The organism is Arthrobacter horti, assembly GCF_030731045.1.
Taxonomy (GTDB): Bacteria; Actinomycetota; Actinomycetes; order Actinomycetales; family Micrococcaceae; genus Arthrobacter_E; species Arthrobacter_E nanjingensis.
The window spans coordinates 1-20732 of the sequence record NZ_JAVALS010000003.1 but is presented as its reverse complement, the minus strand read 5'-3'; the positions used below and the strand labels follow the sequence as shown (position 1 = coordinate 20732).

Annotated in this window: 18 protein-coding genes; 10 read left to right on the top strand and 8 right to left on the bottom strand. The window is 66.9% G+C overall.

Annotated elements, in window-relative coordinates; genetic code table 11:
• Window positions 1-97 precede the first annotated feature (97 nt).
• Window positions 98-2818 carry an ATP-dependent helicase HrpB gene (hrpB, locus tag Q9R02_RS06105; protein WP_305995778.1) on the top strand — a complete coding sequence of 907 codons (2721 nt, stop codon included), beginning with the start codon at window positions 98-100 and terminating at the stop codon, window positions 2816-2818.
• A 21-nt stretch (window positions 2819-2839) separates the two neighbouring features.
• On the opposite strand, the gene Q9R02_RS06100 is transcribed toward hrpB, so the two are convergent.
• On the bottom strand, window positions 2840-4471 hold the full coding sequence (locus Q9R02_RS06100; RefSeq protein WP_305995777.1) for a PucR family transcriptional regulator: 1632 nt from the start codon (window positions 4469-4471) through the stop codon (window positions 2840-2842).
• Window positions 4472-4598: 127 nt separating this feature from the next.
• Here Q9R02_RS06100 and Q9R02_RS06095 point away from each other — a divergent pair, with 127 nt between their 5' ends.
• From Q9R02_RS06095 to Q9R02_RS06075, 5 genes are read left to right on the top strand one after another with little or no spacing between them, the layout of a single operon-like run.
• Entirely contained in the window at window positions 4599-5873 is a 1275-nt protein-coding gene (locus Q9R02_RS06095; RefSeq protein ID WP_305995776.1) for an alpha-hydroxy acid oxidase, read from the top strand.
• Window positions 5874-5891: 18 nt separating this feature from the next.
• On the top strand, window positions 5892-6818 hold the full coding sequence (locus Q9R02_RS06090) for a transporter substrate-binding domain-containing protein (RefSeq protein ID WP_305995775.1): 927 nt from the start codon (window positions 5892-5894) through the stop codon (window positions 6816-6818).
• The gene (locus Q9R02_RS06085) at window positions 6815-7828 is read left to right on the top strand and encodes an amino acid ABC transporter permease (protein ID WP_305995774.1); all 1014 of its coding nucleotides are present in this window, start codon (window positions 6815-6817) and stop codon (window positions 7826-7828) included. The genes Q9R02_RS06090 and Q9R02_RS06085 overlap by 4 nt, the downstream gene beginning before the upstream one ends.
• Window positions 7825-8589: an amino acid ABC transporter ATP-binding protein gene (locus Q9R02_RS06080; protein WP_305995773.1), complete on the top strand. Its 765-nt coding sequence runs from the start codon at window positions 7825-7827 to the stop codon at window positions 8587-8589. Before Q9R02_RS06085 ends, Q9R02_RS06080 begins: the two co-directional genes overlap by 4 nt.
• Window positions 8589-8966 carry a RidA family protein gene (locus Q9R02_RS06075; RefSeq protein WP_305995772.1) on the top strand — a complete coding sequence of 126 codons (378 nt, stop codon included), beginning with the start codon at window positions 8589-8591 and terminating at the stop codon, window positions 8964-8966. The genes Q9R02_RS06080 and Q9R02_RS06075 overlap by 1 nt, the downstream gene beginning before the upstream one ends.
• A gap of 94 nt (window positions 8967-9060) precedes the next feature.
• Here the strand turns inward: Q9R02_RS06075 and Q9R02_RS06070 are convergent, their stop codons facing one another.
• The 4 genes from Q9R02_RS06070 to Q9R02_RS06055 form a co-directional block, all read right to left on the bottom strand.
• On the bottom strand, window positions 9061-9279 hold the full coding sequence (locus Q9R02_RS06070; protein ID WP_305995771.1) for a hypothetical protein: 219 nt from the start codon (window positions 9277-9279) through the stop codon (window positions 9061-9063).
• Window positions 9280-9439: 160 nt separating this feature from the next.
• Window positions 9440-11311: a peptidoglycan DD-metalloendopeptidase family protein gene (locus Q9R02_RS06065; protein ID WP_305995770.1), complete on the bottom strand. Its 1872-nt coding sequence runs from the start codon at window positions 11309-11311 to the stop codon at window positions 9440-9442.
• Between the two features lie 123 nt (window positions 11312-11434).
• Window positions 11435-11758 (bottom strand): CHY zinc finger protein, encoded by a 324-nt coding sequence (locus tag Q9R02_RS06060; RefSeq protein WP_305995769.1) that lies wholly within the window; start codon window positions 11756-11758, stop codon window positions 11435-11437.
• A 7-nt stretch (window positions 11759-11765) separates the two neighbouring features.
• Entirely contained in the window at window positions 11766-12467 is a 702-nt protein-coding gene (locus tag Q9R02_RS06055; protein ID WP_305995768.1) for a DJ-1/PfpI family protein, read from the bottom strand.
• 110 nt (window positions 12468-12577) lie between these two features.
• Here Q9R02_RS06055 and Q9R02_RS06050 point away from each other — a divergent pair, with 110 nt between their 5' ends.
• Window positions 12578-13246, top strand: coding sequence for an alpha/beta fold hydrolase (locus Q9R02_RS06050; protein ID WP_305995767.1), 669 nt, complete (start codon window positions 12578-12580; stop codon window positions 13244-13246).
• A 37-nt stretch (window positions 13247-13283) separates the two neighbouring features.
• Here the strand turns inward: Q9R02_RS06050 and Q9R02_RS06045 are convergent, their stop codons facing one another.
• Complete coding sequence (locus Q9R02_RS06045; protein ID WP_305995766.1) at window positions 13284-13580, bottom strand: hypothetical protein; 297 nt, start codon at window positions 13578-13580, stop codon at window positions 13284-13286.
• Between the two features lie 70 nt (window positions 13581-13650).
• Between Q9R02_RS06045 and Q9R02_RS06040 the strand changes: the two genes are divergently transcribed.
• The 3 genes from Q9R02_RS06040 to Q9R02_RS06030 all read left to right on the top strand — a co-directional run bounded on the left by Q9R02_RS06040 (window position 13651) and on the right by Q9R02_RS06030 (window position 17277).
• Window positions 13651-15414: a nuclease-related domain-containing DEAD/DEAH box helicase gene (locus Q9R02_RS06040; RefSeq protein ID WP_305995765.1), complete on the top strand. Its 1764-nt coding sequence runs from the start codon at window positions 13651-13653 to the stop codon at window positions 15412-15414.
• 68 nt (window positions 15415-15482) lie between these two features.
• Window positions 15483-16184, top strand: a complete 702-nt coding sequence (locus tag Q9R02_RS06035) for a DUF6932 family protein (protein WP_305995764.1) — start codon at window positions 15483-15485, stop codon at window positions 16182-16184.
• Window positions 16162-17277, top strand: coding sequence for a hypothetical protein (locus Q9R02_RS06030; RefSeq protein ID WP_305995763.1), 1116 nt, complete (start codon window positions 16162-16164; stop codon window positions 17275-17277). Before Q9R02_RS06035 ends, Q9R02_RS06030 begins: the two co-directional genes overlap by 23 nt.
• Window positions 17278-17464: 187 nt before the next feature.
• Here the strand turns inward: Q9R02_RS06030 and Q9R02_RS06025 are convergent, their stop codons facing one another.
• A complete protein-coding gene (locus Q9R02_RS06025) occupies window positions 17465-20410 on the bottom strand; it encodes a DEAD/DEAH box helicase (RefSeq protein ID WP_305995762.1) in 2946 nt (981 codons plus the stop codon).
• Window positions 20403-20732 (bottom strand): NUDIX hydrolase (locus Q9R02_RS06020; protein ID WP_496196391.1); only part of this gene is annotated, 330 nt, incomplete at its 5' end. The genes Q9R02_RS06025 and Q9R02_RS06020, both read right to left, overlap by 8 nt.

Below are 20732 nucleotides of genomic sequence, written 5' to 3'. Positions count from 1 at the left end.
CCCGGATTCGACACGAGCCGCCACTTGAGCACAGTGTTGTTGCGAAGCACTGCGATTAAGTGGCGTTTCGCGGCAGGGAAGTGATGAAGGGAAGCGGATGTTCGAGCTCGACGTGATCGGTGCGGGGTTGCCGTTCGCCGCGGCTCTGCCGGAGCTGCGCGCCGCGCTGAGCACCGGGCCGGCGGATGGCGGCGGGCCCGCCGCCGTCGTCCAGGCGCCTCCGGGCACTGGCAAGACCACGCTGGTGCCGCCGTTGGTGGCGCCGTTGGTGGCGAATCTTGCGGTGGCGGATCTCGCGGACGAGAACGACGACGCCCGCCCACCGCGCGTCGTCGTGACCCAGCCGCGTCGGGTCGCCGCCCGGGCCGCGGCGCAGCGTCTGGCCGCGCTGGACGGCAGCCCGCTCGGGACCAGGTCCGGCTTCACGGTCCGCGGCGAGCGGCAGGCCGGCCGGGACACCGTGGTGGAGTTCGTGACCCCCGGCATCCTGCTTCGTCGCCTCCTGAAGGACCCGGAACTGTCCGGGGTGGACGCCGTGATCCTGGACGAGGTCCACGAACGCGCCCTGGAGAGCGACCTCCTTTTCTCCATGCTCGCCGAACTCCGGCAGCTCCGCGAGGACCTGAGGGTGGTCGCCATGTCCGCCACTCTGGACGCCGCCCGCTTCGCCACGCTCCTCGGCGGCGACGCGGGCCCGGTGCCCGTCATCGACTGCCCCTCCGCCCTGCACCCGCTGGAGAAGGCCTGGGCGCCGTCGCCCGTCCCGCGCCTGGACGAACGCGGCGTGACCCGCGGCTTCCTGGACCATGTGGCGGACACGGCCGCGGCGGAGCACCGGGCCTTGCTTGATGCGGGCCGGGACGTCGACGCGCTGGTGTTCGTCCCGGGCGCCAGAGAAGTCCGGCACGTGGCCGAGCGGCTGCGCTCCCGCGGATATGGCACAACTGTGCTGGAACTTCACGGCCAGGTACCCCCGGCCGAGCAGCTCCGCGCCGTATCCGGCCGGGGCCCAGGGGAGGGGCCGCGCGTCGTCGTCTCCACGTCCCTCGCCGAATCCTCCCTGACCGTCCCCGGCGTGCGCCTGGTGATCGATTCCTGCCTCAGCCGAGAACCCCGGCGCGACGCCGCCCGCGGTATGAACGGCCTGGTCACGGTGGCCGCATCGCGCGCCAGCGCCGAACAGCGTGCGGGCCGTGCCGCCCGCCAGGGACCCGGGCGCGCCGTGCGGTGCTGCGACGAGCGCACATTCGCCGTGGCCCCGGCCCAGCCGACACCGGAGATCCAGACCGCGGATCTCACGGAGGCCGCGCTCGTCCTCGCCTGCTGGGGCTCCCTGCCGTCCGTACTGGCCGACGACGGCGCAACCGCCCTCCCGGACGCCCCGCCTGCCGCGGCACTGAAGGACGCCGTAGGCGCCTTGCGCGCGCTGGGAGCCATCGACGTCGCCGGCCGCCCCACCACCGAGGGCCGCCTCCTGGCCGCGATCCCCGCCGATCCCCGGCTCGGCCGCGCATTGCTGGAAGGCGCCGCGTTGCTGGGCCCGCGGGCGGCCGCCGAGGCCGTCGCGCTCGTGGCCCGTGAGTTCCGCGCGCCCGGCGCCGACCTGGGAAGACTCCTCTCCGGGCTCCGTTCCGGATCCGAACCGCATACCCACGCGTGGAAGGACGAAGCACGGCGCTTCGAACGCCTGGCCAGCGCCGGAGTGTCCGGCGGCGTCTTTGCCGCCGACGCCGAGGTGCCGCGCGGCGAGGAGGTGGGCGCCGTCGTCGCGCTCGCATTCCCGGCCCAGGTGGCGCGGCGCGTGCCGGGTGATGCGCCCGTGTACCTCCTGGCCTCGGGGACCCGCGCCGCCCTGCCGTCCGGCAGCGGGTTGGCCGGGCAGGAGTGGCTCGCGGTGGCGGAGGCCGGCCGGGCGCAGGGCCGTGAGGCCGCCGGGACGGGTGCCGTCATCCGGGCCGCCGCAGTACTGTCTGAAGAGACGGCGCTGTTCGCCGCCGGGCACCTGCTCGCGGACGCAGTGGAGGCCGCGTTCGACGCCGGCCGGGTCACCGCCCGGAAGATCCGGCGGCTGGGTGCGATTGTCCTGGCGAGCACGCCGGTGAAGCCGTCGGTCGAGGAGGGGCGCGCCGCCGTGCTCGCGGGCCTCCGGGCCGAGGGGCTCGGTGTCCTGACGTTCTCGCCGGGAGCGGAGGCGCTGCGCCGCAGGCTGGGGCTGCTGCACCGGGTGCTGGGGGAGCCGTGGCCGGACGTGTCCGACACCGCGCTGCTGGACCGGGCCGAGGAGTGGCTGGGGCCGGAGCTCGAGGCGCTGGCCGGCGGGAAGGCCGTGAAGAACGTGGAGCTGCTGGACCCGCTGCGCCGGCTGCTGCCATGGCCGGAGGCCGTGCGACTGGACGAGCTGGCACCCGCGGAGCTGCTGGTCCCGAGCGGGCGCGGGGTGCGGATCGAGTACCCGCCGGTCGAGTCGGAGGTGAGCGGCGCCGCGGCGAGCAGCACTGAGGCGGCCGCCGACGGTGGGACGGACGACGGCGCCGGGCGCCCCGCCGTCGTCGAGCAGCCCGTCATCGCGGTCAAGCTGCAGGAGTGCTTCGGTTGGGCGGAGACGCCGCGATTGCTGGACGGGCGGGTGCCGGTGCTGTTCCACCTGCTGTCCCCGGCGGGGCGTCCGCTGGCGGTCACGGGGGACCTGGCGTCGTTCTGGTCCGGGCCGTATGCGCAGGTCAGGGCGGAGATGCGTGGCCGGTACCCGAAGCATCCGTGGCCGGAGGACCCGTGGACCGCGGTGGCAACGGCCAAGACCAAGAACCGGATGGGGTGAGGCCGGAATTCAGGATCAGGATCAGGCGCAGGCCAGGCGCAGGGCGAGCCAGAGCCGGGTGGGGGCGTGGTCCAGATCGACGCCCACCTCCACCGGCAGCCGGCTGAGCCGGTACCGGACCGTGTTGTTGTGCAGATGCATCAACTCCGCCATCCGGGCGATATTGCCGTTGCACTGGAAGTACGCGGACAGGGTGGCCGCGAACTCGGTCCCGTGCCGCGCGTCGTGCGCCTGAATCCGGCTGAGCGGGTCATCCGAGGTGAGCCCGGAGCCTGCCAGGAACTCACCGACCCGGAGGATGCCCAGTTCCGCCTGGTGGTCCTCGGTGAGGGCGGCCCGGGAGGCCGGAACCGCCGTGGCAGACCCGTCCCGGGTCCCCAGGAGCCTGAGAAGCAGGTCCGCGCCGGCGCGTGAGGCCGCCAGCTCTTCGAGGGACCCCGCCACGGGCCCGGCCGCGGCCAGGAGCGGCGACTCCGAGATGGTCCGGGCGTACTGGACCACCTCCTCCGCCACCCGCCGGTGCGTCTGACGCTGGGACTCACCGCTCCCCGGCAGGAGCGCGTAGACCACGGAGTCGATCACGGCGGCGTGGCCGGCCTGGAAGTGGATCCGGCAGACGGTGGTGACCAGGTGGACCAGCTGACGGACGGCCCGGAGCGAATCCAGTGATCCGGGTTCCGGCTGGGCGAAGACGAATGCTCCCACCGCCAGCCCGCGGCTGCCGCTGACGCCCAATTGGGCCGCGGCGTAAGAGGCGTGCTCGGGGTCTTCGATGAGGGTGCGGATCAGGTCCGTGTTGCGCCGTTCTCCGAAGTCGGATTCGGTGCGGGCGTGCAGCATGTGCAGCCCGATCAGGGGGCTCATGCGCTCCAGCGTCTTCAAGGCGGGGCCGCGGGTGGATGGCCCAGGGTCGATGATCCAGACGGTGCCCAGCAGCTCTCCTCCGGCCCGCACGGCCAACGCCAGGCGCCCCAGGCCCCCGTCCTCCGAAGGGACTTCCACCGGACCCGAGGCGCCATAGACGGCCCGGAAATCGGCGTCCAGGCCGGGCGGTGTCAGCTCCCTCAGGGTCAGGGTGGTGGTCCTGCGGATCTCATCGATGGGCTGTCCCGCCAAGGTGGAGTACGCCAGGATCCGCCCCAGGGTGTCCACGAAGCTCACTGCGCCGCCCAGGATCGAGGCGAGGGCGTTCGCGAAGGCATACAGGTCTCCCAGCCGTACCCCGGATGCGGTGTCCCCGGCGGATGCGCCGGCCACCGAGGCGCGTGCCATGGACACGAAGTGGGCCCAGTCGCCGTCGTCGGGGATGACCAGGAGCGCGAGATCCAGGCTGGAACCCAGCCGCCGCAGCTCCTCCAGGGGAGTTCCGGCCGCCTTCAGCAGGACGGCCGCGGCGCCGTCGTCGGCAAGCCGCTGGAGGCGGTCGTGGAAGCCTCCGGCCTCCGGTGTGAGACCGATGGCGAGCACCAGGCGGCTCTCCCACGACGCCGGCGTGGCCAGCGCGTCCAGGATCACGGTGTCCTGGACGGGGCGGCGCAGCTGTAGCTCGCCGGGGTTCAGATGCACCACGCCGGGGCCCAGGAGTTGCAGGCAGTCGTAGAGCGTCACGGCGGCAGCGGCCGCCGCGCCCGAGGTGTCGTCCGCTCCCGTCATGTCTGGAAATTACCACAATCAGACACCTGATACTTCATGAAAACTCACATATATCCATCGAGTGAGCTGCATCACCATGGAAGGGAAGCGCCGGGAATGCCGGAGCAAAGAGGGGAGTGGCACAAACATGAAGGTCAAGGACATCCGCGGGCTGGTGGCGGCGCCGGCACCGGCGAAGAGTCTCGAGGAGCGCCTGGCGCGGAGCTGCTTCAGCGTGGATGACATGCGCCGCATCGCCCGCCGTCGCCTTCCCGGCAGCATCTTCGACTACATCGACGGCGGCAGTGAGGATGAGGCGTCCCTGCGCCGGAACCGCGAGTCCTTCTCCGATTGGCGCTTCCTGCCGAAGTGGGGCAGCGTGGACGGCCTCCATGCGGACACCACGGTGCTGGGCGGCCCGAGCGCCCTGCCGCTGACGCTGTCCCCCACGGGCGGCACCCGCCTTTTCCACCCGCAGGGCGAACTGGCGGTGGCCCGTGCGGCCCAGGCCGCCGGGATCCCGTACGGCTTGGCGCACCTGAGCACCACCACCTTGGAGTCGGTGTCCGAGGCGGCGCCCCGTCTGCGCAAGTGGTTCAACATCGAACCCATCGTGGACAAGGATGAGCTGGACGGCGTGCTGGAGCGCGTCTCGCGGGCCGGGTATGAGGCCTTGCTGGTCAACGTGGACTGCCGGGGCATCGGCCGCCGCGAGCGCGATTACCGCAACGGCTTCACGGCGCCGCCCACCATCAAGCCCCGCACCGTGCTGGAAGGCGCGCTGCATCCGCGCTGGTCGCTGGGCTTCCTGCTCAATGACGCCATCGCGTTCCCCAACTTGGAGGCCGAGGCCCCCGCCGGACCGCTCGCCAGCACCCCTGACATGTGGAAGAGCCTGCTGGCCGGAAGCTACGAACCCACCGACTGGGCCGATATCGAGGACCTGCGTCTGCGCTGGAACGGCAAGCTGGTGCTCAAGGGCTGCGTCAACCCGGACGATGTGGCCCGCGCGGCCTCGCTGGGCGTGGACGCCGTTCAGGTCAGTAACCACGGCGGCCGGCAGCTGGACCACATGGCCTCGCCCATGGACGTCCTGCCGGAGCTGGCTCATCGCGCGGACGGCCGGCTCGAGCTGATTGTCGACGGCGGCGTGCGGCGCGGCGTGGACGTCGTCAAGGCGCTCGCGCTGGGTGCCTCCGCGGCATCGATCGGGCGGCCGTACCTGTATGGTCTCGCCGCGGCCGGGGAGACCGGCGTGCGTCACGTGATCGGCATGTTCGCCGAGGAGATCGAACGAACCATGATCCTCCTGGGCGTCTCCAGCATCGAAGAGCTCCGCCACGAAGGCCCCGGCCTCATCCGCCACCGGAACGACGTCTTCGGACGCGATTCCTCCGCACTCCGGCCCGCCACGGACCGCTGAAGAACAGAAGGAACTGACATGACCACAGCAATTCGCAGGGCCGCGGGCCCCGCGGCGGTGGCACTCGGACTCGTGGTGAGCCTGGGAGCCTGCAGCCAGACCCCTGCCCCGGCAGCCACCGGCGCCGGTCAGGTGGACCTCAGCAAGATCAGCACGCAGGTCCCGCCGCTGGCCCAGGACGCCGCAGCCGCCGCGCTCCTCCCAGCCTCCATCCAGAGCTCCAAGGTGCTGAAGGTGGCCATCCCCACCAACGAACCGCCCACGCAGTTCTACCAGGAAGGCACCCAGGACCTGGTGGGCCTCAACCCGGACATGGCCAGGCTCCTCGGTGAGGCGCTGGGTGTGAAGGTGGAGATCTCCGTGGCCAACTTCGACGCCATCATCCCCGGCATCGCGGCCGGCCGCTATGACGCCACCGTGTCCTCCATGTCCCCCACGGCGGAGCGTGGCAAGGTCCTGGATTTCGTGGACTACGTGCAGTTCGGCAGCGGCGTGGCCGTGGCCAAGGGCAATCCGTTGGGCCTGACGGAGAAGACCCTGTGCGGCAAGAAGGTGGGGTTCCTGACCGCCTCCTACCAGCTGCGCACGGACGTTCCGGACTTCGACAAGGCCTGCCAGACGGCCGGCAAGGACAAGATCCAGACCAGCGAGTTCCAGGACACGCGCCAGGCCATCTCGGCCCTGGCCAGCGGCCGCCTGGACGCGGTGCTGGCCGACTCGCCGATCGTGAACTACGCCGCCACCCAGAACCCGGACATCGAGATCGGGGCCACCTACGGCGTGGCCGATGTGGGGATCGGCCTGGCCAAGGAACAGGGCCTGGTGAAGGCCGTGGCGAAGGCCATGGCCACGGTGATCCATAGTGACGCGTACGCCACCGTGCTGAAGCGCTACGGCCTTCAGAGCGGTGCCGTGACCGAAGCGAGTGTGAACAAGTTCCAATGAGCGGCGATCAGCTGAAAGACGCCGTGCACGGCGTGCCCATGGTGAGCGGCACGACGGCGGCCCCGACGACGGCGGCCAGCGCCACCGCGCTGGGCGTCACCTCCGCCGGCCAGACGCCGTCGTCGTCCGCCACTCACCAGGTGTCCATGCCGGTGGTCCCCCTGCGCTACCCCGGCCGGATCACCGTGGCAGTGATCCTGGTGGTGGTGGCGGCGCTCGCCGCGGCGGACGTGGCGCTGAACAAGCGCTACCACTGGGACGTGGTGGTGGGCTACCTGTTCGCCCCGCAGATCCTCTCAGGGGCGGGCCTGACCCTCCTGCTCACCGTGGTGTCCATGACGGCCGGCATCCTGCTCGGCACGGCGCTCGCGGTCATGCGGCTGTCCGCGAATCCGGTGCTGAGCACGGTCAGCCGCGGCTACATCTGGTTCTTCCGTGGCACCCCCCTGCTGGTGCAGCTCATCTTCTGGTACAACATTGCGGCGCTGTATCCGGTGATCGCCCTGGGCCTTCCGTTCGGCGGCCCGTCCTGGGTGATCGGTTCCGCGAACGTGCTCATCACGCCGCTAGGTGCGGCCATCCTGGGCCTGTCCCTGAACGAGGCGGCCTACATGGCGGAGATCATCCGTGGCGGCATCGGATCCGTGGACAAGGGCCAGTATGAGGCGGCGCGGGCGCTCGGAATGAAGCGTGCCACCATGATGAGCCGGATCATCCTGCCGCAGGCCATGCGCGTGGTGCTGCCGCCCACCGGCAATCAGGTGGTCTCCATGCTCAAGGGCACGTCCCTGGTGAGCGTCCTGGCCATCTCCGATCTGCTCTACTCGGCGCAGATCATCTACGCGACCAACTATCAGACCATCGCCCTGCTGATCGTGGCGAGCCTGTGGTACCTGGCTCTGACCACCGTCCTGAGCTACTTCCAGGGCAAGCTGGAGAAGCGCTACGGGCGGGGCTTCGAGCTGACGTCCGGGAAGACCCGCAAGCGCAGGAAGAGGAGTGCGGCATGAGTACCGCCATGGTGGAGGCCCAGGGCGTCCGGAAGAGTTTCGGTCCCGTGGAGATCCTCAAGGGCATCGATCTGCGGGTTGAGAAAGGGTCTGTGACGTGCCTGATCGGGCCGTCGGGTTCCGGGAAGACCACGTTCCTGCGGTGCATCAACCACCTGGAGAAGGTGGACGCCGGCCGGCTCTCGGTGGATGGCTCCCTGGTGGGTTACGCCGAGCGGAACGGCAAGCTGTACGAGCTCAAGGAGGACCAGACGGCCCAGGCCCGGCTGGATGCGGGCATGGTGTTCCAGCGGTTCAACCTGTTCCCTCACATGACGGTGATGGAGAACATCCTGGAGGCCCCGGTCCGGGTCCAGAAGCGTCCGCGGGCCGAGGTGCTCAAGGAGGCCCAGGTGCTCCTGGACCGGGTGGGGCTGGGGCACCGGGGGGATTCTTACCCGCAGGAGCTCTCCGGGGGCCAGCAGCAACGCATCGCGATCGCCCGGGCCCTGGCCATGAAGCCCAAGCTGATGCTCTTCGATGAGCCGACGTCCGCGCTGGACCCGGAACTGGTGGGTGAAGTCCTGGATGTCATGAAGGACCTGGCCGAAGAGGGCATGACCATGGTGGTGGTCACGCATGAGCTGGCGTTCGCCCGCCAGGTCAGCGATCAGGTGGTGTTCATGGACCAGGGTGTGGTGGTCGAGTCCGGCCCTCCGGAGCAGGTCCTCGGTTCCCCGGTCCACGAACGGACCAAGTCGTTTCTCTCGAAGGTGCTGTGATGAAGACGTCGTTCTCAACCGCTCAGGCCCCCGTGCCGTCCGGTCCGTACTCCCAGGGGATCGAGGCCAACGGCTTCTACTTCACGGCCGGGCAGACCGCCCATGACGCCGTGACGGACGAGTGCGTCGGAGAGACCATCGAAGAGCAGACGGAACGGACTCTGGACAACCTCGCGGCGGTGCTGGCTGCGAGGGGTCTGGACCTGGGGCATCTGGTGAAGACCACGGTGCACCTGAAGTACCCGGAACGGGACTTCGACGGGTTCAACCGGGTGTACGCGGCGCGGGTGCCCGCTCCGTTCCCGGTCCGGACCACGGTGGGTTCCGTCCTGGGCGATTTCCTGGTGGAGATCGACGGAGTGGCGTACCTGCCCTGACCGGCCGGCCCCTGGGGGAGGGCCGCCGGAAACGCCCCGGAACGCGGGGTCACTCATCGGGCGATGAGTGACCCCGCGTTGTGGTGTCCGGGGCTCAGCGCGCCACGACGTGCCGCATGACGGCGTCGGTGTCCAACGCCGGGGCGGCGGCCGGCGTCGTCGTGGTCCGGCGGCGGACGGCCTCGACGGCCCGGTGGCCGGCATAGCCGAGGGCGGTCAACGTGTACACGAGCACCACCACCAGGAGGATGGCGAGGGCGCCTGCAGTGACCACGGCCAGGAAGAGAAGGGAATCGATCAGCTCGATCTGCATGTGAAGCTCTTTCATCAGTGAGTGGACTAACCCCCACTGATGAAGTGCACAGGTGGTGCTGATCGTGACGCGATTCGGTGAAAGTCACGCGATACGGTTCCGGAATGACGGTCCTGACCGCTGCCGACGCTCGCGGCACGGACTGCGGGACCGGGAAACGCTACCCGTTCCGGCTTGTCGCGACGGCGCCGACCCTGTACGTGGTCCCCATCTCCAGGCTGTCCGGGACAGCGCGGCTGAGCTGGGAATCGCAGTAGACCACGTTCCAGTGCAGATGCGGGCCGGAGGCCATGCCGCTCTGGCCGGAGTAGCCCAGGAGCTGGCCCTGCGCGATGGGGGTCCCAGCCGTGACGGTGGTGCTGCTGAGGTGCGAATAGTCGGTGCAGCGGTTGTCACCGTGGTCGATCCGCACCTGCAGGTTCCCGCCGTAGCCGACGCCCGCGAACACCGCCAGCCCGCTCGCGGCGGCGTCGATGGGCGCGCCGTATCCGGTGCCGAAGTCGACGGCCGTCTTGTTGTACTCGGGCAGCGGCCCGCGGGCGTGCTCGGCCGGGCCCTGGAGGATCGTGTAGGACTTCCCGAACGGGAACGGCAGCTTGTACGGGTGCATCCCCACCGTGTTCGCGGCGACGACGGTCGCGGCCGAGGTGCGCGTCACGGGGATGAATCCTGCAGCGGTCCCGCCGACCCGGACGGACAGCTGTGCGCCGGTGTGGGCGCTGCTCAGGGCGAGGGTGGGGCCGGTGGCGCCGGCGATCGGCACACCGTTCCGCAGCCATTGGTAGCTGAGCGTCACGGCGCCCGGACCCCACGTGCCAGCGATCGCCGTGACCGTCTGACCTGCGGCGATGTAGCCGCGGATGACGGGGACGGGGGATGGGCTGAGCAGCGCGCGCGTTGTGAGGCCCGTGGAGGTGCGGACCGCCGTCGCGTATCCGGCGAGGGACCCGGTGACACGGAAGGTGATGGAGGTGCCGGCGTCGGCGGTGGTCAGGACGTAGGCGGTGCCGGTGGCGCCGGCGATCGGCGCGCCGTTGCGCAGCCACTGGAAGGCGAGCTGCGGTGCGGGCGCCCAGGCGCCGACCGTCGCAGTGAGGCGCGCGCCGACGTCGAGCCCTCCGGAGATGGCGGGCGTGGGCGCGGCGGTGAACTGCTTGCCGACGCGGACCGCGGCACTGACGGCCGACGCCGGGTTGTAGGCGGTGGCCGTGCCGGTCACCAGGACGGTGAGGTCGGTGTTGAGGTCGGCGGCGGCCACGAGGTAGCCGGCGGCGGTGGCGCCGGTGATCGGCGCGCCGTTGCGCCGCCACTGATACGTGTACGACGCCGCGGGCGACCACGCGCCGGGGCTCGCGGTGAGCGTCTGGCCGGGGATCGGGGTGCCGGCGATGCTGGGCACGCCCGGGACCAGGGTGCCCTTGCCGAGGGCCGCGGTGGCGGCGGAGGTGCGGGTGGTGGCCGCGAAGCCGGGACGGGTTCCGGTGACGCGGACCGAGACGGCCTTGCCGAGGGCCGTGGCGGGCGGGGTCCAGGTGGCGGCGGTGGCGCCGGTGACGGGGGCACCGGCCAGGAGCCACTGGTAGCTGAAGGTGGCGGCGGGGTCCCAGGTGCCGGGGTTGGCGCGGAGGACCTGGCCGATGGCGGCGGTGCCGGTCACGCTGGGGTTGGGGGCCGTGGTGAAGGGGTCGTTGCAGGCGGGCGTGATGGGGGAGTTCGAATTGGTGTTGATGTCCACATCGGCGACGAACCCGCCGTCGCTGGTCTTGTACCAGTAGTCGTCGAAGCCGCCGTTGGGCAGCCAGGGGCTGTAGTAGCCGGTGACGGCCTGGCCGCGGGAGTAGCAGCTGAGGGTGAGGGTCTGGCCGGCGTTGTACCAGCCGAGCTGGGTGCTGTTGAGGGTCGGCTTGGCCATGCGCTGCGTTGTGACGGCCACCTTGGCGGTGGGTGCGGCGGCGTTGGCGGAGGGCGCCACCACCAGGAGGCCGGCGCTCAGCAGTGCGACGGCGGAGGCCGCGGCCAGTGAAGTCTTCATGGTCCCTGTTCTTGAGTGGGCCCGGAGGCCGGGATGTGCGAGTGAGTTCCCGCCCTCAGGATAGGTGTTGTCGCAGGTGAGAAGCGAGGGTTTGGTCTGGGCTGTTCTGACCCTGCGTTCCGGTCACTCGAAGTACAGGTGCGTGTGGAGGCGGCAGCGTTCGTTGAACAGGCTGCTGCAGGAGGGGCAGCTTTCCGTGGCGAGGTACGCGCTGATGGTCAGTTCGGTGCCGCAGACGCCGCAGAGTATGGCGTTGGAGTCCCGCTGGTCCCGGGGCCATTGGCGGGTGGGGTGGTCCGCAGTCTCCTCGTGGCAGAGGTGGCAGGGGTAGTAGTCGCCGCAGCAGAAGAATTTGATGGCGACGATGTCCACTGGGGTCCGGTAGTGGATGCAGCGGGTCTGGTCATCCACGGTGGGGCCGAGGACGGGTGGGCGCGTTTTTGCCATGGGTCGATTACCGGGCGATATCCGACCCCGCGTTGCGTCCCGCGGCTGCGAGCACCGGGCCTTCGCGACGCTCCCGGTTGGAGGCGATCAAGGACGCGACGAACTCCTGGTCGGCCTCCGGCCGGGCCGGGGTTCCCGCGTCGAACGGAGGTTGAGGATCGTATTCCAGGGCGAGCTGGATCCGCCGAGCGACGTCGGGCCCCGCGATCTCGGCAGCGAGCGTCAAGGCGAAGTCGATGCCGCTGGTCACCCCGCCGCCGGTGATGAGGTTGCCGTCCCGGACCACCCGGGCCTGCTCGGGAATCGCACCGAAGTGGGAGAGCATCGCGTGGGACGCCCAGTGGGTGGTGACGCGGCGGCCCTTCAGGAGGCCGGCCGCCCCGAGGACGAATGCTCCGGTGCACACGCTGGTGATGTACCGGGCGTCTCGGGCCTGGGCGCGGACGAAGTCCAGGGCGACGGCGTCCTCGAGGAGATTGAAGGCGCCTTGACCGCCCGGGATCATGATGACGTCTGCCGGCCGCGCGTCGGCGAAGGTGGTAGTCGGCAGGATGGAGAACCCGCAGTCGGTGGGAACGGGATCGGTGGAATGCCAAACGAGGTCCACCACGGCGCCGGGAATGCCTGTCAGGAACTGCACCGGGCCGGTCAGGTCCAGCTGGGTGACATCCGGGAACACGAGGGCATTGATGCGAATTTCATCCGTCACAGGCTCATGATGGCAGGTCCGCCCGCGGCTGGGCGGATATGACCCTCGCGACGTGCTGTCTGGGCAGGCCGCCTATTCCGGAGGCAGCCGTTCGCGGCCATCATGGAGCCATGACCTCTTTCATCCTGCTGCCCGGCGCCGGTGGCACGTCTTGGTACTGGAGCCGTGTGATCCCGCTGCTGGAGGCGGCCGGGCATGAGGCGGTGGCCGTGGACCTGCCGGGCGACGACCCGGCGGCGGGCCTGCCGGAGTATGTGGAGCTGACGCTGGAGGCGATCGGGGAGCGGCGGGACGTGGTGCTGGTGGCGCAGTCGCTGGGCGGCTTCACGGCGGCCGCGGCGTGGGAGAAGGCGGGCGTGGCCGAGATCGTGCTGGTCAACGCGATGATCCCGGAGCCCGGCGAGACGGCAGGTGCGTGGTGGGGGAACGTCGGCTGGGAGGAGGCGCGCTCGCGGGCCGCGCGCGACGGCGGCGAGTACCCCGAGGAGTTCAGCTTGGAGGAGTACTTCCTGCACGACGTCGCGCCTGAGGTCGCCGCGGAAGGCGAACCGTTCCAGAGACCGGAGGCGGAGGCCGTGTTCGGCTCGGTCTGTTCGTTCAGCGGGTGGCCGGAGGGGCGGACCCGGGTGATCAGCGGCGCAGACGACCGTTTCTTCCCGGTGGAGTTCCAGCGTCGCGTGGCGCTGGAACGCGTGGGCGTGGAGCCGGTGGCGGTGCCCGGCGGGCACCTGGTGGCGCTGGCGAGGCCGGAGGAGCTGGTGAGGGCGCTACTTGGATGACTGACGGCATGAATTTGGACTGACGTCGACGATCACGTCAGCCCCAAGTCCGCTCCCTGATCAAACGATCAAACTCTTCCCCGGCGGGGCATGGACGATCATCGACAGGGCAGATGTTCTGCTCGAGGGCCTTCGGCCCGACGACTTCGATGCACATGGAGCAGATGATCTCGGCGTGCAGATTGACGTGGCCGGTCTCGGCTCCGCAAAAGCCGATCTCCCAGGACCTGTCACGGCAACAGACGAGGTGAGTGATCTCGTCCTTGTCGTTGATCACCAGGAGGACCTCCGGTGCGACGTGTCTGGCCTCTTGAGCGTGCTGTTGCTGATTCATGAATTCCCCCAGGCGTGTGAGCCCATCCTAGGGGTCCAGTGGTCGCGTCACCAGATTTCGGCATTCACCGGTGACAACGCCCGCCCCGCCCGGTAGAACTGGAACCACCGAGCCGGTCACACAGGGGGTACACATAGCCAGGTCCGTTCCGGAGGAACCGCTCTTCGGCGAGGGGCGCGACGCCGAGCGCCGCGTCTGGGCGACGCTGCTGCGGCAGCTGCCTGACGACGTCGTGGTCTGCCACTCCGTGCAAGTGCGCGACGGCGCCGCGGAGCACGAGATTGACCTCCTGGTGCTGTGGCCGGGCGTGGGGATCGCGTGCCTGGAGGTCAAAGGCGGCCGGGTGAGCGTCGACGGCGGGCAGTGGCTCCAGGCGGACCGCAATGGGAAGCACCGCATCGCGAGTCCGGTGGCGCAGGCGCAGTCGGCGATGCACGGCTTCCTCAACATGGTGTCGCAGCGGCTCGGCACGCCCCTGACCAGCAGGATCATCTACCTGGGGGCATTCCCGTACACGGCGGTGGCGCCGGGCTGGGAGATGGCCGGGACGCCGCGGGCGCTGATCCTGGACGAGGCGGAGCTGGCGGGGGACGCGCTCGCCGAACGGATCCGCGGGGCGATCCACGCGGAGGCGAAGGGGCACTCGTCGCTCGCGCCGCCGTATGCGGAGCGACTGGAGCAGTTCATCGCGGGCGGACTGCCCGACGACGACGGCGCGGCGTTCGCGAGCGGTGACCCTTCGGCGTCGTCGGAGGCTGAGGATGCGCAGGAGAGGCTGACGGAGAAGCAGCAGCTGCTGCTCACGGCGACGCGGTCGCTCAAGCACGTGAGGTTCGTGGGTGGCGCGGGGAGCGGCAAGACGTGGCTGGCGGTGGAGAAGGCGCGGAGGCTGGCCAAGGCCGGCAAACGGGTGGGGCTGTTCTGCTACAACAAGGGGCTGGGGCAGCACCTGGCAAGGCAGGTGGCCCGCTGGCGGCACCGGAAGCCGGTGTTCACGGGGGAGTTCCACGCGTTCGCGCTCCAGCAGGGCGTGCCGGCCGGCGTGGGGCAGGAGTACTTCGACGCGGAGATGCCCCGGAGGCTGAGCGAACTGGGGGTGTGGGCGGATCCGGCGGACAAGTTCGACGCGATCGTGGTGGATGAGGCGCAGGACCTTGCGCCGTCCTGGTGGGAGGCGCTGCTGTCCTGGGTGAAGGAGCCCGCGCGGGCGGAGGTATATGCGTTCATGGACGACCGGCAGGACGTGTACCGGCGCTGGGACGGGGCGGATGTGGCGGCGGTGGGCGATCAGGTGGTGACGTTCGCGCCGATCCATGTGGACGAGAATCTGAGGAATTCGCGACGGATCGCGGAGAGTTTCGCGTGCTTCGCCGGGGAGGGGTTCACGCCGAGGACGGACACGGGGCTGCCCGTGCGGATCGTGGCCTGCGCGGCGGGAGGGGAGATCGGTGCGGCGGATGACCTGGTGGATCCCCTGCTGGAGGAGGGCTGGGCGGCAAACCAGATCGCGCTGCTGACCACCAAACACCGGCACCCGGTGCACCAGGAGGCGTACGACGGCGGGGACGCCGCCGTTGCGGAGTACTGGCGGGATTTCCACGACGGCCGGAAGGTGTTCTACGGGCACGTGCTGGGCATCAAGGGGCTGGAGCGCAGCGTGGTGATCCTGTGCATGGACGGGTTCAAGGACATGGACCGGGCGCGTGAGCTGCTGTACGTCGGCATGAGCCGGGCGAGGAGCCTCCTGGTGCTGGTCGGCGACCCGGACGTGATTCGCGAGGCGGGTAGGGAGGAACTGGTGAAGGTGCTCGCGGAGAAGGGGGTGAGGCGGTGACGAATTTAGCCGTCGGCCTGGGCGCGCACCGAGAATGTTCGATAATGTACCTAGCCAGTAGAGATGTAATGCCGGCCAAAGGAGCAGTTTTGTTGGCTATGGGGGAAATAACTGAAGAAGCTCGGGCTCTTGACGTGTTCCCTGCTGTAGATGTGGAGAGGACTAAGGAGCTCTATGAGCAAAGCGACGCCAGCTGCGCGGGATTGCAGCGCTCCCACGTTCCGCGGCAGATTTCGGGCGGTGCACCTACCCTTGGGCGTCACACGGTCAGTCTCTCTGACGTTCACCGGACCTATGTGCAAGCACCCATCTACAGGGACAATTCACGACGAGCGTTGCTGTGGAACAACTTCACTTCGCTCGTGACTCAAGTTCGACGAATCACGCCAGCAGCTTCTGTCTACATCGGAGGCTCATTCGTCTCATGGAAGCGTAAGCCCGACGATATCGACTGCGTATTCGTACTCGACAAGGCTTTTACCAGAGCAATCACCAACGAGAAGCATGTCCGGTTGCTCCGTTCTCTCGGACGTGGGAAGAACGGTAGCCTGTTCAAATACGGCATCGATTCCTACACTCTCGATTGGGAGGCGATCCCTATCACCCAGCCGGAGAACAATCTGCATCACCGTTATCTGATTCATCGAGGTTATTGGGACGATTGGCTGCAGAGAAACAGCGTCAAGAATGAAGACCCTCACCCTGTGCACGCGCTGCCCGGGCATGGTTACCTGGAGGTGATGCTCGATGGCTACGCGGTCAGCCTTTGACGCATTCTGGGACGAGTGGAACGAAGATGACGCCGAAGGATACCCTGACCCGCTCCAAGACCTGGACAGTCTCGGCGCGTGGAGCATGCGCCAACACATGCTGAACATCGGCCGTGATCACTTTCTCCGAGCGTACGGAGGAAGTGATCTCTGGATTACTCTCACTTCAGCTTTGGTTGAAACGGATGGGCTGTGGACATTTGAGCGAATTCGAAGTCACGTTATCGGCGACAACCCTCAGTTAGTTGATCTCTTCGATCTCCATCAAGGCCCACGTCAAGCCGAACTAGACCTCCACCTGGAGGGCGGCGGAGTCGCCGGGCATACCACGGACGCTAAGCACTTCCTCGACTTCACCTCAAACCTTGTTCATGCGATCTCGTCCGCGAGTAAGCATGTGCAAGGATATGCTAAATCAAGGCTTCCTCTTCTAATTGAGGGCGCATCGCCAGGGTCTGTCCGCGTTGTGCTGAAATCCGCAGATGCGTTCGTTCCAACCACCCAGATGATCGGCGCCAAGCCACTGTTCGAAGACATAAGGTGCGACACCTCAGACTCCGTCGCGCTCCGTGAAGTCGCGTACGCGCTCACAGGTGCGTCTGACGCGGACGACATTGGAGACGAAGCTCTTGGGAATGCACTGCACCGGTTACCTTCAAGTGCGCATAGGCCACTTAAGAATGCCATTGAGACTGCACTCACCGCAGATTGGGAGATTAGCGGGACCGTTCGTCAGCGCGGTATCGGTCGGCGGCCTGTCAGCCTGACTAAGCGTGGAGCAAACCGACTTAAGGCTGTTTTATCGCCGGCTCGTGTCATCGAACAGACTGAGGTTCTTGAAGGGCTCTTTGACGGATACCGGATTTCCGAATCTCGGATGTGGCTGCATCACGCGCGACGTGCTAGTGCATTACCCATTCTGGTTCCGACCAATGATTTGCTGCAGAATGTTATTAGGCTTGGCAGGCTTCGAGAAGCTGGAAACGATGTGTCTGTAAAGGTGATCGTAAAGATCACTCAGAAGTTTTCGCAGTCGTCAGGAAAGGTGATGAGTACTGCGAGGGAACTCGTGTCGATTGTGCAGGCTCAGTGAGCCTAACAAGGAGCTCCTAGCCCTTTAATTTGCCTCAGAGTACGGGTTGAGTCTCCAAACGTGTCCGACTCGCGGTCGCACCTTAGGCTGCGTGGTTGATGACTGAGATGGAGGATCCAGGTGCAGACAGTAGTTGCAGAGTTCGTGCACGATCCTGGTAAATCATTTGGTTCTCGTCGTCGTATCTTTAGTGATCGAATTTTTGGGAGAAGTAGGCGAAGAACCCTGTGGGCACTGGATTCATAAAATTGAGATTCATTCGGACGACTGGCAGCCCCTCGGCCCCGGCCATATGTGCGTCGCGAGCGTCCCAGGACTTCGCCCGCCCTAGGTAGAAGAAGTCGGTGCCGTGGTTGTCGTCCTTCTTCACGAAGACGTGGAGATCCACTTCGTTCGCGAGAATCGGCGCGAGTTCTGCGCTCTTGAGGGTGCGGCGGCTGCGAGTGAACCAATGCATCGTCGAGGGGTCGATCAGTTCGTCGCCGTAGTCGGTGCTCGCGGTGACATCGTCGGCCTTCTGATAGGTCACGAAAATCGGGCAACTCTTCGTAGGGATGTCGACCTTGTACCCGAAGACGTTGCCCATCTGGTTCTTCTGCCAGTTCAAGAGCCGACAGGCGTCCTTGCGTGAGTACTGCTTGCCGACAACGAATGGATCGCCCTCTGAGTACTTGTCAGTGATGAGCGTTTTGCCTGTCGCGAGCAGATCGTCCACTTCGACGGCGAAGTCTTCCGAAGACTGGTAGTTGCCAGCCAACTCAGATGACAGCTCGATGCCGTCATCCACACGAACCGCAGCCGGGTATCGGTACTTGTCTCGTTCCCCTTCAACATTGAATTCCAGCGTCAGTGTGCGGATCGCACTGTCCACATGCGCGGAACCAGAAGCGATCCCCGCGACCTCAAACAGCCTGCGGATGTCAGCGAGCTCAAGCCGTCCGGTCTGCAGCAGTTCCTCCAGCAGCATCGTCTCGTGCAGGCGCTTCGCCGGCAGGACTTCGTTCGATAGCAACGTCAGTAGCCGGTCCTGCACTTCGGTGAGCCCGCTCGGCTCCTTGACGATCTTCGCCACGAGCCGCGGATAGTTCTCTTCCTTCGTCGCCATCAGCACCGGATCCACCGACTCAAAGCGGTAGAAATCCATCAGCCGCGGTGTACCTCCGAGACGGTTCTGCATCGACTCGAACGCGGCCTTGAGATTCTGCATTTTGTCGAGCTTGGTATCGACGATCGACTGCAGCACTCGCTCCTGTGAGATCTGATCGAAGCGGATGCTCGACAGTCCCGGAAGCACTCCGCTCTCCTCGGCGGCGATGAGATTCTGCCGCAGCGATTCCTTGTTGAGCGATTCGTCTCCGAACAGCGCGATCGGGATCAGGTAGTTATTGGCGTAGTTCCCAATGAAGTCGATCACCACGACATATTCCTTGTCGTCGTGCTTCCTCAGCCCTCGTCCGAGTTGCTGCACGAACACAATGGCGGATTGAGTCTGCCGCAGCATGATGACCTGGTTGATCGACGGAATATCGACACCTTCATTGAAGATATCCACAGTCAGGATGTAGTCGATTTCGCCGGCTTCAAGGAGCTTGACTTGCTCTTCCCGCCGGGCGATCGGGTCGTCACCGGTGAGCGCCACCGTCCTCAGCCGGCGTCCCCGGAGCGATCTCTCATTGAGGAGCTCTGACAACCGAGCAGCCTCGTCCTTGCGGCTGCAGAAGATCAGACCTCGAGGCTCGATGCCGGCCTGCCCGTACAGCGAAATCGCACTGAGAATGTGCTCCACACGCTCATCGCTCGTGAGCCGGGCGAGCTGGGCAAAGTTATTTGAGGACGTATCGCCGACAGGCTCAATATCGGCCACCCCGTAGTAGTGGAACGGACTGAGCATCCCTTCTTCGAGCGCGTGATTCAGCCGAATCTCGTACGGCACGTTGAAGTCAAACAGCTCATACACGTTCGTGCCGTCGGTACGTTCTGGCGTCGCCGTAATTCCCAGCAGGAAGTTCGGGCGGAAATGGTCCAGGACCCTTCGGTAGCTCTCTGCGCCCGCTCGGTGCACTTCGTCGATCAGGATGTAGTCGAACTCGTCCGGATCGAACTGGCTAAGGACGTCCGGCTGCGAGAGCGTCTGAACAGTGGCAAAGGTGTACTTCGCATCAAACTGCTTCGAGCTGCCAGCGAGCTTGCTCAGCGCCTCGTCGTCGACATTCAGCACCCGCTGAAACTCACACATCGCTTTGTCGAGAATCTGTTCCCGGTGGACCACGAACAGCATGCGCCGGGGATTGACCTGTCTCACGTCCAAGGCAGACAGGATCGTCTTGCCCGTCCCGGTGGCCGAAATGACGAGTGCCTTGTCCTTGCCATCCATCCGCATCGCTTGGATCGCCTCAAGGGCCGTGCGCTGCATGGCATTCGGCTCGATGACCTCGGGCAGGCCTTCGGAGGCAGCCTCCTGGGGCGCTATTCGTGGAGTGAGTCCACGACGACGTCCTCCCCCTGAGCGTGCTGGCGGCCGGACGTAGTGCTTGCGGTACTCTTCGATCCACTCAGCAGTCAGTGCATCAGACTGGTGAAGTTCGCTGTCGAGAAGGCCTTCAATTTGGCTCGCCAGGTCGCTGTCATGCCCAGCTGCGACTTTCAGATTCCATTCGTGATTCCGGACCAAGGCATTCTCGGTCAGGTTCGAACTGCCCAGGACTGCCGTCACATTCTCCGTGTGATGAAAGATGTAGCCCTTCGGATGAAAATCCGTTCGGCGGTGAAGCCGCACATCGATCGATGCCTGCGAAAGTGCATTCGGCTGGGCGAGATTGAGCAATTCCGAGAATGCGTGAGGTGAGTTGAAGCCCAGGTAGTCGGAGGTGATGATCCGTCCCTTGCCTGAGAACTCGGCGAGTTCCTGCTTCAAGAGGGCGATCGCGCGAGGCGATACGAAGGCCACTGAGAACGTGAACGATGTGCACGTCCTCAGGTTCTGACGCAGGGTGCGCAGCATGGTGCTGCCCTCGGAATTGAAGACAATTTCGGGGTTGAATTGTTTGCTCGCGGAGAGCCTGCGGTCGAGGTACCCGAACCGCACGTCTTGTTCAAGAACGGGTGGCGCGGGCGGCCAGTAGAAATCAGCCATTCCTGGCGAGGGCGCCCTGAATCAGTTCCACGGCTGGGATGTCGGCCGGTGCCCAGTCGAGGCTCCCGAGTTCGTCGGGTGACAGCCACACGACGTCGGCGTGTTCCGTGAGCTGCGGTTCGCCGGAGACCAGTTCGCAGTAAAACGTGGTGAGGTTGACCGTGCCGAAGTCGTACGGATGAGCTGTGGTGGTGACTTCGAGGGTGTCAGATGGTTTGTGTGAGGGGCGGTGCTCCTGATTGATCGGAGACACTGATGACCATGATCGATAAGCAGGCGCGTGAGGCGCGTCGCCGTGAGCAGCGTGCGGGTGTGGAGGCGC